Origin of the sequence: Halorussus litoreus (assembly GCF_003382685.1) — an archaeon.
In the GTDB taxonomy this organism is placed as follows: Archaea; Halobacteriota; Halobacteria; order Halobacteriales; family Haladaptataceae; genus Halorussus; species Halorussus litoreus.
This window is the reverse complement of sequence record NZ_KZ859503.1, coordinates 23,032-34,170: the sequence shown is the minus strand read 5'-3', so window position 1 is coordinate 34,170 and position 11,139 is coordinate 23,032. Positions and strand designations below refer to the sequence as shown.

Annotated in this window: 13 protein-coding genes and 1 tRNA gene; 4 read left to right on the top strand and 10 right to left on the bottom strand. The window is 67.7% G+C overall.

Translation table 11 applies throughout. The features are described from left to right. Together DPQ64_RS00175 and DPQ64_RS00170 are read right to left on the bottom strand one after the other, a co-directional pair. Positions 1-1,051 (bottom strand): exonuclease RecJ (locus tag DPQ64_RS00175; RefSeq protein WP_232820432.1); only part of this gene is annotated, 1,051 nt, incomplete at its 3' end. Between the two features lie 49 nt (positions 1,052-1,100). After that, a complete protein-coding gene (locus DPQ64_RS00170; RefSeq protein WP_115862332.1) occupies positions 1,101-1,568 on the bottom strand; it encodes a 30S ribosomal protein S15 in 468 nt (155 codons plus the stop codon). Between the two features lie 466 nt (positions 1,569-2,034). On the opposite strand from DPQ64_RS00170, the gene DPQ64_RS00165 reads away from it, so the two are divergent. The 3 genes from DPQ64_RS00165 to DPQ64_RS00155 all read left to right on the top strand — a co-directional run bounded on the left by DPQ64_RS00165 (position 2,035) and on the right by DPQ64_RS00155 (position 4,177). Beyond that, positions 2,035-2,106, top strand: a tRNA-Ala gene (locus tag DPQ64_RS00165). 353 nt (positions 2,107-2,459) lie between these two features. Beyond that, complete coding sequence (locus DPQ64_RS00160) at positions 2,460-3,443, top strand: hypothetical protein (protein ID WP_157971532.1); 984 nt, start codon at positions 2,460-2,462, stop codon at positions 3,441-3,443. Continuing rightward, positions 3,440-4,177, top strand: coding sequence for a hypothetical protein (locus DPQ64_RS00155; RefSeq protein ID WP_115862330.1), 738 nt, complete (start codon positions 3,440-3,442; stop codon positions 4,175-4,177). Before DPQ64_RS00160 ends, DPQ64_RS00155 begins: the two co-directional genes overlap by 4 nt. Before the next feature lie 135 nt (positions 4,178-4,312). On the opposite strand, the gene eif1A is transcribed toward DPQ64_RS00155, so the two are convergent. The 3 genes from eif1A to DPQ64_RS00140 all read right to left on the bottom strand — a co-directional run bounded on the left by eif1A (position 4,313) and on the right by DPQ64_RS00140 (position 5,311). Continuing rightward, positions 4,313-4,600, bottom strand: coding sequence for a translation initiation factor eIF-1A (gene eif1A / locus DPQ64_RS00150; RefSeq protein ID WP_115862329.1), 288 nt, complete (start codon positions 4,598-4,600; stop codon positions 4,313-4,315). 99 nt (positions 4,601-4,699) lie between these two features. Continuing rightward, a complete protein-coding gene (locus DPQ64_RS00145) occupies positions 4,700-4,891 on the bottom strand; it encodes a hypothetical protein (protein WP_115862328.1) in 192 nt (63 codons plus the stop codon). 90 nt (positions 4,892-4,981) lie between these two features. Next, positions 4,982-5,311 (bottom strand): HalOD1 output domain-containing protein, encoded by a 330-nt coding sequence (locus tag DPQ64_RS00140; RefSeq protein WP_157971531.1) that lies wholly within the window; start codon positions 5,309-5,311, stop codon positions 4,982-4,984. 181 nt (positions 5,312-5,492) lie between these two features. Here DPQ64_RS00140 and DPQ64_RS18455 point away from each other — a divergent pair, with 181 nt between their 5' ends. Continuing rightward, positions 5,493-7,331, top strand: coding sequence for a DUF7289 family protein (locus DPQ64_RS18455; protein WP_157971530.1), 1,839 nt, complete (start codon positions 5,493-5,495; stop codon positions 7,329-7,331). Between the two features lie 185 nt (positions 7,332-7,516). Here DPQ64_RS18455 and DPQ64_RS00130 read toward each other — a convergent pair whose 3' ends face one another. From DPQ64_RS00130 to DPQ64_RS00110, 5 genes are read right to left on the bottom strand one after another with little or no spacing between them, the layout of a single operon-like run. Next, positions 7,517-8,326, bottom strand: a complete 810-nt coding sequence (locus DPQ64_RS00130; protein ID WP_115862327.1) for a DUF7289 family protein — start codon at positions 8,324-8,326, stop codon at positions 7,517-7,519. Next, positions 8,323-8,841, bottom strand: coding sequence for a DUF7266 family protein (locus tag DPQ64_RS18450; RefSeq protein WP_157971529.1), 519 nt, complete (start codon positions 8,839-8,841; stop codon positions 8,323-8,325). Before DPQ64_RS18450 ends, DPQ64_RS00130 begins: the two co-directional genes overlap by 4 nt. Further along, entirely contained in the window at positions 8,838-9,836 is a 999-nt protein-coding gene (locus DPQ64_RS00120) for a DUF7261 family protein (RefSeq protein WP_157971528.1), read from the bottom strand. The genes DPQ64_RS18450 and DPQ64_RS00120 overlap by 4 nt, the downstream gene beginning before the upstream one ends. Next, positions 9,824-10,486 (bottom strand): DUF7288 family protein, encoded by a 663-nt coding sequence (locus DPQ64_RS00115; protein ID WP_232820431.1) that lies wholly within the window; start codon positions 10,484-10,486, stop codon positions 9,824-9,826. The genes DPQ64_RS00120 and DPQ64_RS00115 overlap by 13 nt, the downstream gene beginning before the upstream one ends. A 1-nt stretch (position 10,487) precedes the next feature. After that, entirely contained in the window at positions 10,488-10,967 is a 480-nt protein-coding gene (locus tag DPQ64_RS00110; protein ID WP_115862438.1) for a DUF7287 family protein, read from the bottom strand. Between the last annotated feature and the right edge of the window lie 172 nt (positions 10,968-11,139).

The window sequence follows — 11,139 nt, the reverse complement described above, 5'->3', positions numbered from 1 at the left end:
GGGGGCGCCCGGCCCCCGCCCCCCCCCCCCCCCCCCCCGACTCGCTCACGACCAGCGCGACCGGTTCCGGCGACCGGAAGTCACCGAGCAGTCGCGCGGTCGTCTCGACGGGAGCCGACTCCGCGCGCAGGACGAACAGGCCGTCGTACCGGCCGGTCGTCCCTCCGCGGAGGGCGGCGTGCGCGCGCTCGGCGTGGGTGCGCCACGCGTCGAGCGCCGTCGCGCGGACGTCGTGGCCGAGCGCGAGCGCGGTGCCCGTGCCCGGTCGCTCGCGCGCGACCGCCGCAAGCACGTCGGCGTACCCCTCGACGGTCGAGAACTCACCGTTCGCGACGGCGTGGGGTCGGAGCCCGCGCTCGACCGCTTCCGCGGCGCGGTCGGTCGCGTCCTCGCTTCCGGCGACCGCCAGCGCGAACTCCGAGGCCACCGAACGGTGGGCCGACGCGTCGAGTTCCGCTGGCAAGCCGAGTTCGGCGAGCGCGGCCTGCGCGGCCTCCGCGTCCCCGGAGTACTCTGCGTGGCCGAGCGTCGTGTGCGCGAGGCCGTCCGCGAGGTCCTCTGTCGGGACGCCCACGCCGGGTCGTCGCTCGACGCCGGACTCGCGGGCCGCTTCGAGGACGTGGGCGCTCTCGCCCGCGCCGGGCGGCCGTTCGGCGGCGACGACGCCGGCCAGCGCCAGCACCGGGTCCGGCGCGGCGTCGAGTTCGCGGGCCGCGTCGAACGCGGTCACGCTCGCTGGCGTCGAATCGGCCGGAAGGTGTACGTCTGCTGCAGGGTCGAGCCCCACGCTGACGGTCGTCTCGTCACCTTCGGAATCGGCCACACCGTCGCTCTCGGTCGCGGCCAGCGTCTCGCCAAAGCGGCCGACGCGCACCTGATACGGCACGCCGCGGTCGGCGCAGGCGCGTGCGAGCAAGCCCGCCGCGGCCAGACAGTCGCCGTCGGCCAGCGCGAGCACGCGAACGAACGCGGCGTCGCGCAGGCTGGCGGCCACGTCGCTGGCCGAGTGGGCTGGCTCGTTTCCGGCTTCGGGGCGGTCCGAGGTTGACATGTGGTCTCCGGGATTCGTCGTCTTCGAGTGGCTTCGGTCTCCGAGGGGTTCAGTCCTCGAGGAGTTCCTTCGCGGTGTCGTACGAGTACGTGAAGTCCGCGTCGAGTTCGTCGCCGCGGTAGTAGTCGACGAGGCGGCGGACCTTCGACTGGGTGTTCTGGAGCGCCCGCTTGTTCTGGGCGTCCTGCGGATTCTCGTCCATGTGCTCGCGCAGGCGGACGGCCCGCTCCATCAGGTTCCGGAGGTCCTCGGGCAGGTCCGGGTCGGCGTCGTTCTCGTCGAGGATCTCGGTGACCTTCTTGCCAGTCGCCAGCTTCACGTCGGGTATCGGCGTGCCCTTCACGCCTTCGTCGCGCAGCTTCAGGCCGATCTGGCTCGGGCTGTGGCCCTGCTCGGCCAGCTCGACCACGCGCTCTTCGATGGCGTCTTCGTCTACGTCGCTCCACTCCGGCGGTTCGTCTGTCACGGGCTTGTCCGAGTCGGACGACCCGCGACGGCGGGTGTGCATTCGTGCCATGGTTATCTGATTGGAACTGCACAGGCCGCTAAATCGCGTTCCTGTGGCGTGCGAGTGCGTCTGGGTGACGCGGCGCACGTCCGCAATCCCGAGCTAGGAAAGAAGCGAGGTCGCGAGACCTCGGTCGCGAGCGGGCAACGCCCGCGAGCACCTAGCGAGTCAGATTTGCGGCTGTGCTGTTCCCGTATGCGGTACGAGTAGGTGGAGGTAGTTAAATGGTAAGATTCGAGTCCGTACTTGGGATCTCATCGAGCAACTGGAGTGGGACAGGATAGCTCTTCTACACGGCGCGCGCTGGCGCGGCCTCGCGCGCGATGTTCGCACGCGCCGGAATCAAAGTCCAAGATAGCGTCAGTAGAGAACGACCGAGATTTCAAACTGCCGACGACCGCGCTATCTCACGTCGCGGGTGGTCGGATTCCGAGAAGTTTATCAGTACCCCCGGACAACGATGGAATGCGTTCGAGGGCTCGTAGATCAGCGGTAGATCATCCCCCTGGCACGGGGAAGGCCTCGGGTTCAAATCCCGACGAGTCCACTCCATTTTGCTTCCTCGCTTCACCCACCAGATATTCTATTCTTACGTTCCTATCCGGCGCTAAATCCGCCCAAAAATCCGATGACGTGGACTCGTCCGAGCTCGACGACTTCGTAATCTCGAAGTACGGGTCCCTTACGCTCTAAACTCACACGATGACGGGACAGTAGGGCGTAGCTATCTCCAAGATAACCCTCCGGGAAGATTGGCTTATCTACAGTAAATGTGAGTGCTGTCCGAACGATGTCCGTCGTCCTCGCCCGAAGTTCGACTCTCGTGAAACCGAAACGCGCGAACGGTACCAAATATTTTTGTCCAATGCTATCGTTTGCCGTGTGGGGTGTTGACACGCTATGTTACGAACGACGCGCCGATTCGCACTGAAGCTAGTCGGGGGCGGGACGGCGTCGGTGATGGGGAGTGGAGTGGCTGCGAAGGGACGGACCGAGACGGAAGCCGTCGAGCGGCAGAACCAGAGTTCGCGAGTACTACCGCCACCACAGAAGGTGCTGAAAGACGCGCAAGCGGCAGGAGAGCGTACCAGTTCGGCAGATATTACGGAGCCGGCCGTCAACGTCGTCCTTCCGGAGATGGACGACGACCCCGACGTTCGACGAACCGACGAGGGGTACGCGGGCGAGCACGCGGGCCAACTCGGGCGTTTGGCGGCCGCGGTGGCCGTCGTGGACGCCGACGTTCGACTCCATTATCCCGGGCCCGACACCGACGCGGCCGGTCCGTGGTTCGTGCTCGAACCGCTTTCGGGTCAGCTATCGACTGTTCAGGCGGGGACGGGACGGGTACAGGTGACGATGGACTACCGCGAGTTCGCCGGCGAATCCGACGGCGAGTTCTCGGACTGCCTCACGGAAGTCCGTGCGGCTTCCGATCTGTCCCATCCGTATTACCCGGTCGACCGTGCGGTGTTCACGACCGGGATGATGAGCTTCACGCTGTCGGACGTCGAAACGGCCGCTGAAACGCTGACAGTGACGTTCGACGTCTCGACGACGCCCGCGACCACGGCCGAGAGCGTCGAGGATCGGTTCGCGTCGCTCGACTGCGTGCGCGACGTTTCGTACGAGTCGGTCGTCGACGTAGCGCGCGCCAACCCGTCGACTGAGGTCAGAGACGCGGTCGAGCGGGCCCACCGATCGGTCCTCGGCGTCGCAACGTACGAGTGGCAACCGACTCCGACGCGTTTCGGCTCGCTTCCGCAGGAGAAGATCGCGTTCGGACTCGGGGGTGCCGGAGCGACCGAGTTCTCGAACGGGGAGTACGCGTCCTGCGTGGACGTGCTCTCCGAGAGCGTCACCAATCTGGGTGAGATCGAATGAGAACCGTCGCAAACCCCGTCGAGGGGACAGAAGTTCGCGTCGAACCCGCCGAGTCGGAGGGAATAACGATCAACGGCGTCCCGGTGGAACTCGACAACGCGGTTCCCGTGTTCCGGATCGACCTGCGGGACGGCGATCGGCGGACCTTCATCGCGGAGCACGTCCTCTCGGTCCTCGGCCTGTCGGGGATCACCGCCGCGGAGGTCACGGGCGTCCGGACGGAGTGGGACTTCGCCCGTCCGGAGCATCGCTTCGCGTACTCTACCGGGTCGGACCCGAGCACCGTCGTCGGCCACCCCGCAGGGCTGCACAATCCGGTTCTCGCCGAAGCGCTCCGAACGGCCGAGACGATCGAACGCGGGTCGGAGCCCCGACGTAGCGTCTCGGAACCCGTCGAATACGGGGACGGGGCGATCCGGATCCGACCGCGCGAATACGGAAGTGGTCTCCTGATCAACAACCACTACGAGGACGGCGTCAAGAGCTTCGAGGTCGATCCGCAGGCCAGAGACGACGAGGCGACGATCAAGGAGATCGTGACCTCGACGACCCCGTTCCTGACTCGGCGCCAGGAAGGCCTGACCCATTGGATCGGCGACCTGGTGTCCGACATCGGGGTGATCGGTGGGTTCGACGACCTCGTCATCGACTCGTACAGCGCAGGCCACGACGACACTATCGGCGTCTCCCGAAAAGCTCGCGACGAGGGGGTGGTCGTCGAGCGCTCCGGCTGAAAAACGGACGAGAGTCGGTCGCTCGGGCGAAAAACTGCAGTTCGGCCGGTTTTACGACTGGTTGCGGTTACTACTTGGCGGGTCACGTTACAGCCTTCGCTCAGTGGGTCGGAGTGCGAGCGGCAAAACAGCGATTCAGACGTTGATGTGACCTTCGCGCCGGAGCTGGTCCTGCGCGGACCCGTCGTAGCGCCACTCGATGTCGGCCTTCTCGTCCTGCCAGTCCCACGGCTCGCAGAGGACGATGTCGTCCTTGCGGATCCAGATGCGCTTGCGCATCCGGCCGGGGATGCGGCCCATGCGCTCGACGCCGTCGTTGCAGCGCAGGCGCACCCGGTTCTTGCCGAGCATCTCGGTCACGATAGCGAACTCCTCGTCGTCGTCGGGCATGCGGAGATTCCGTCGCCCAGATTCTTCACTCACAGTATAAAGACGGCGCGCGCGTATTTAAAAGGTGGCATTTTTGCGTGCGAAAAAGTAGCACGTCGCACCGAAGTACGGTCGTTTTGCTCCCCGGTTACGTCAGAAGTCAGCCTTCGAAATCCACTCGCGGGCGGCGGCCACGAACCACACCATCCACACCGAGAACACCACCAGCCAGACGCCGTACTGGACCAGCGGGTGCGGAGCCACGACGTAGGCGAAGCCGAGTAGTCCGATCACCACGGCCAGCGCCGAGAGGTTCCGGTAGTTCGGGCCGAGTATCTCCCGCATTCGTGCCGGTTTACGCAGTCGACCCACATCACTGTTGGCGCTCCGGGGTGGCGAGTTCGGGATAGGGAGTCCGAGAAGCCTTTTCCGAGGCTACCGCCGCATCACGACGCGACCGCTGGAGTGAACCGTGACCTCGTACACGTCGTAGGGGAACGACACCGACACCTCGTCGCGCAGATCGCCGTATCGCCGGGGCTTGAACAGCGTCTCGAGCGCGTCGCAGTCGACGACGGCACTCAGCGGCGTCAGCCGCGGGGGCTCGTGACCCACGACTTCCGAGAGGCCGAGCGCGATGCCGGTGCAGACCTCCCCGTCGAGCATGTAGCCGCTCACGTCGAAGACGTACGTCGCGGTCGGTCCACCGCCGTCCGAGTCCGTTCGGATCTCGACCGGTTCGATGGTAGTTCTCGACGAGGACATTGGCGTGATAGGCCCTTTCAGGAGTGTGCGTACAAAGTCGTTGCGGTGGCCACAACGTCCGACTCCTCCCAGATGGCGGTCGTGTTCGATGTCGGACAGCGGAGCCAGCGCGAGGCGCGGAGTGAAATATTCCCAACGGGTGGCGGATTAGTTTATAACGCCGTGGTTCGATGGGCCGCGTATGACCGGTCGGCGGGGAACCAGCGACGGGGTTGGGCGGCGAGACACGCCAACCGGCGACGAGTCCCGCTGGGAAGGCTTGCGCGGCCAGACGGAGGTGCTGAGCGTCGCGCTACTGCTGGCTATCACCGTCACGGGGACGGGGCTGGTCGTCGCCTTCGGCTCGTCCGCGCTGTCGGACTCCCAGCGGGCCTCGGAAGTCGGCAGCGCGGAGCACGCGATGACCCAGTTCGACTCGAAGGCGAGTCTGGTCGGCCTCGGCACGTCCTCGGCCCAGACGATGTCGCTCGGGAGCGACGGCACCACGCGGGTCCACGAGGACCGCGGGTGGATGCGCGTCAGGGTGGTCAACCGGACCGATGGGACCACCGAGCACGTGGTGATGAACGACACGCTCGGGGCCGTCGTCTACAGCAACGGCGACACCCGCGTCGCGTATCAGGGCGGCGGCGTCTGGAAGCGAACCGGGGGCGGCGCGACGATGGTGTCGCCGCCGGAGTTCCACTACCGCGGAACCACGCTGACGCTCCCGCTCGTGAGCGTGAACGGGAGCGGAACGCTCGACGGTACCGTCCGGATGACTCGCGACGCGCCGACCAACTCGACGTTCCCGCGGCCGGGCGACGCCGAACTCCGGAACCCGCTGGAGGACGGCGAAGTCAACGTCACGGTCCACAGCGACTACTACGAGGCGTGGGGCCGTTTCTTCGAGGACCGGACCGGCGGCAACGTCTCCTACGACGACGACCGCGAGCGCGTGACCATCACGCTCGTCGTGCCCGGCAATACGCGGAACGTCACCAACGCGCTGGCCGGCACCACGCCCGACCGGATGACGATCAAGGGCGCGGGCGGGTCGTCGTTCACGGACAGCTACAACTCCTCGGACGGTCCGTACTCCGAGGCCGACCGGACCGAAAACGGCACCATCGTCACGAAGGGCGGCGTGGAACTCACCGGCGGGGCCGAAATCTTCGGCGACCTCCGGACCGGCGGCGGCACCGTCGACGTGGGCGGCGGCGTCGCCGTCCACGGTAACGTCTCCTACGGCGGGACGCTCGACTGCGGTGGTGGCGGTCCAGGTGGCGGTCCCGGCGGAGGGGGCGGAGGCGGCGACTGCGGCGCGGTCGACGGTTGGACCGCAAACAACGGGACTGCACCGGATCTGAACCCCATCGGCGACGTGGTCGACGGGCGGATCGAGACGTACGCCGACCCGTCGAACAACCGCAACGACGAGGTGTCGGCCATCGACGGGGAAGCGTTCAACGACTCGGAGTCGACGCTCACGCTCCCCTCGGCCCCGGACGCGGGGTCTGCGTACTACCTCTCGGACGCGACGCTGGATAGTTCCCAGACATTAGCGTTCGACACGTCCGAAGGTGACGTGGTTCTCGCTGTCGACGACGACGTTGTCTGGACCGACGTGAACGTCGAGGTGACCCACCCCGACCGCGGCGAGGTCCGAATCTACACGTCGGCATCGACGTTCCGCGTGACCGGTGGGAGCGTCGGCGACACGATCGATCACCGGTCGCCGTCGCTGCGGGTGTACGCCGGACCGGGGTTGGACTTCGCGCTCGACGAGGACGCGACCTTCGTCGGGCTGGTGTACGCCCCCGGTACCGATTCGGCCTCGGGGTCGATCACGGTCCGAACGCAGTCGGAACTGTACGGCGGGATCGTGGGCGGCGGAACCGCGCTCCTCCAGTCGGGCGGCTCGATCCACTTCGATCAGGCCCTGCGCTCGGTCGACCCGCAGGCCGACGTGGGCGAGGACTTCCCGCAACTGACGTATCTCCACGTCAGCGTGAGCCACGTGAACGTCACGAGCGCCTGAGCCTCGGTAACGTTTCGTCGAAAGCGGGTTGCATCGTGACTGCTCGGACACCATCTCTTCCTCTCTTCGCGGTTCGCCGACGGCGACTCGCGAGTCGCCGTCGGCGAGGCGCGAGATGCGAGCCGAGTCAGGGCCTCTCGTCCCGGTGGCGGGGATGTGCCGGAGGTTGCTGGACGAAGTCGGCCTCAGCGGGTCACCTCGAACTCCACGACCGTCTCGGGAACGACGAGTCGCTCGGTGTGGAACTGGTAGGTCACCGCGCCGTCGCTGGCGTCGCCGTCGATGGCGGTCATTCCCTCGTCCTCGAAGTAGCGACCCCACGCGCCCGCCCGCGGGGACTCGACCGTGAGGTTGACCCGAGCCTCGCCGGGGTCGTCCAGTCCGGTGTCGAACTCGCCCGCCGACCCCGACGGCTGGCGGTGGGCGACCACCAGCACCGTCGAGTCCCCACCGATGCCGCCGGAATCGCCCTGCGGGTAGGTGACCAGCAGCGGGACGAGCGACCGCCGGTCGTCGACCACGAGGCCCGGCTCTACCCGCATCACAGCCGCGCCGTCGTCGACCCGGAACGTCGCGCCGCCGGAGTACACCACCGCGCCGCTTTCGTCGTCGTACACCAGCGGTCGGGTCGTCGCGACGAACGTGTCGTTGGCGTCGCTGTCGGTGTGGTTCACCTGCACCGTGAACCGCACCGGGTCGCCGAAGCCGATGGTGGCCCCGTTGAGCTTGAGTTCGGTCGCCCGCGAGGGCGCGCCCTGCCGGCTCACGTCCGCGACGTTGTCGGCCAGCACCTCGAACGCCCGGACCGCGTTGGTCAGCTGTTCGTCCTCGCGGGCGTCCTCCAGCCCGCCGATGCCGGTGGTGTACACCACGCCGACCGAGGCGGTCACCAGCGCGAACGCGAGCACGAAGCCGATGGTCTCGCTGGCCGCGCGGCGGTCGCCGAGTCGCAGGCTCCGCTCGCGGCTCTCTCTTGGGGAGTCGTCCCTCCTCACGCTTCGGTCACCTCCAGCCGGTTCGGGTCCGGGGCGGTGTCGAGCGCGATCCGGAGGTCGTCGCCCCGGACCGTGGTCTCGGCGACCGGCGCGTCGGTGCGATAGCGCACGACGACCTCCACGTCGGGGTTGTCCGCGGTGAGCACGATGCGGTCGGGCGAGGTCTCTATCGCTATCTCGTACCGGGTGGCCGCGACCCTGTCGGGTAGCGACACCGAGAGCGCCACGGTCGGCTCTTCGCCCGTCTCCGCGCTGTCGTGGGCCCCGACCTGCGCGAGCCGGTCGGCCGCCAGCAGGTCGGCCGCGACGCGTTCGCCGACGACCGACAGCTCCGTCCGGACTGCCGACTCGCGCTGGTCCTCGACCATCCCACCGGTCGCGGTCAGCACGCCGCCGACCAGCAGGGTCGCCACCACGAGGTTGAGCGCGTAGTTCACCGTGACCGAGACGCTCCGGGTGTCGCTCCGCAACTGCCGACGCGAACTTCCACTGCCGGAGCGCCACGGTCGCCTCATTCCGGCTCACCCGGGGCGACCCGGACTCTGGTGTGGAACTCCATCGTCGCCGTCTCGAAGTGGAGGTCGAACGCGGCGTCGTAGACGGCGTGACCCCAGCGTGGCGTGGAGTCGTCGGCGGCGGGGCCGTCGAACTGGCCGGTCTTCACCTTCGAGTCGCCGGGCGGGAGGCCAACGGTCAACTCGTAGATCCCCGTCACTGCCGTGCCGTTGTCGAACGTGACGTTGTACTCGTCGCTCCCGGCGGGGTAGTCGAGTTCCGGGCAGTCGGTGCCGCCGACCGTCCCCGCCGTGAGGTCGATGGTCGCTTCGGGGCCGGACGCCGTACATCCGTCAGGGGGAGAGCCAACGAGGTCGTTCGACACCGCGATGGCGTCCTCGGAATCGTTGTACACGTAGAACTCTCGGGTGTCCGACTCGCTGACGAGCCGAACCGTGAACGCGCCACCGGGGCCGTCGGACAGATCTTCGCCGGAGACAGTCGCGCGGAAGCGCCGGACCGACGAGACGTTCTCGATGAGCAGCCAGTCGGCGTCCCCGCCCGCGCTCGTGAAGTAGCGCGAGTCGTCCGTCTGAGAGAGAATCGTCCCTTCGGACAGCGCGAGGCTGTCCTCCTCCACGTCCGCGATGGTGCCGCGCTCGGCCGAGTAGCGCGTCGAGAGGTTGTCGTAGCGTTTGACCCCGGCCGTGACGTTCTCCTGGACAGCCTCCCAGTCGTCGTACCCGGCCCGATTCTCGGCGTCGACGACCGCACCGACGCCCGACGCGGTCTCTCCGCGGAACGCGACCGCTTCGCCGTGTTCGACCCCGGTCCCGCGGGTCGCGAGGTTCTGGGTGTAGATGACCGTGTTCAGCAGCAAGACGAGCGCGACCAGCGTCACCGCGACGGCGAGGCCGGTCACGAGGATGAGCTGTCCGCGGTCGCGGTTCCGGCCCTCGTCGTCCCGGCTCGTCCACCGCTCGCGGCCGTCCGGTTCGGGGCTCACATCTGCCATACGACGATGCGCACCTCCATGACGTTGTACAGTCGGTCGTCCGGCGCGGCGTCGCAGCCGTACAGGTCCGCCGAGACGGTGCCCTCGGACGGCCCCGAGAGGTCGCCGTCGTCGGCCAGCGCCACGGTCCGGGTCGCAGACGCGGCGTTGTCGCTCGGCGAGCCCATGTACACCATCGTCCGCGGGCTCGATACGCCACTACAGGACGGGGCGTCGTCCGGGGTTCGGAATCGGACGTAGACGTTGTACGCGATCCGGCGTCCGGATGTCGAGACGTTCCCGAAGGTGTCGTTGAGCGCGGCCCCGAAGTCGTTCGGCGGCCCGCCGTCGACGTAGAACCCCCGGCTGGTCGCCCCGGCGAACGTCCGGTTCTCGGCGTCCCAGAACGTCACCGCGGAACGGAGCGAACCGTTCGCCTCGGCGGTCGCCAGCAGGTCCTCGGCCGCGGTGCGGTGCTGGTTCTCCACGTGCTGGTTCGAGGTGCTGGCGGTCAACGGCGTCACCGCCGTCGCCTGCAGCGCGAAGAGGACGCCGGAGACGACGATGAGCGCCGCCGTGAACGCTTCCAGTGTGTGAGCCTGTCCGCGAGAGGTGTTGCCGTTCCCGCAGGAAGTGTCGCGTTGCTCGCGAGAGGTGTCAGTGCGCGCCATCTCACCACACCCTCACGTACAGGTCTCGTTCCTCGCCGTCGAGCAGCACGACCCGCCGGGAGACGATCACGCTCCGGTCGTCCGGTGGGGTCGGTCCCGCGGCGAGTCGTTCACCGCCAGTGGCGAGGACGCTACTATTCTCTTCGACCGTGACGTTGACGCCAGTTCTGGAGTCGAGTCCGAGGGCGGCGTCGAGGTCCGCGGCGTCGGTTCCGTACTCGCAGGCGAGGCCGTCGGCTCCGTCGCCCTCGGCGTCGAAGAACGCGGCGGCGCAGTCGGCGTCGACCACGCCGGGGTCGGTCGGCGGCGCGAGCAGTTGTTCGGCGAGCAGGTCGGCGGTCCGGTCGGCCACCAGCGCGTCCTCGGTCCCGTCGGCGGTGAACGGCTCGAACGTCCCCGGCAGGAACGCGGCCACGAACGCCACCGTGAGCAAGAAGACGCTCGCGCCGACCACGAAGTCGATGCTGGTCTGGGCGCGAATGGAACGATTGCTCGACTCGTCGTCGTATCTGTCGGTAATAACGGGTAGAAAGCCCCCGGTCGCTCGCCACCGGAAGACGGTCCTGCTCGTCGCTGCGCTCCTGCGCGGGGTGGGACTGCCGAGATCTCGTTCGCTTCGCTCACGAGACGGTCGCTCAGGCGACTGAAGTGAA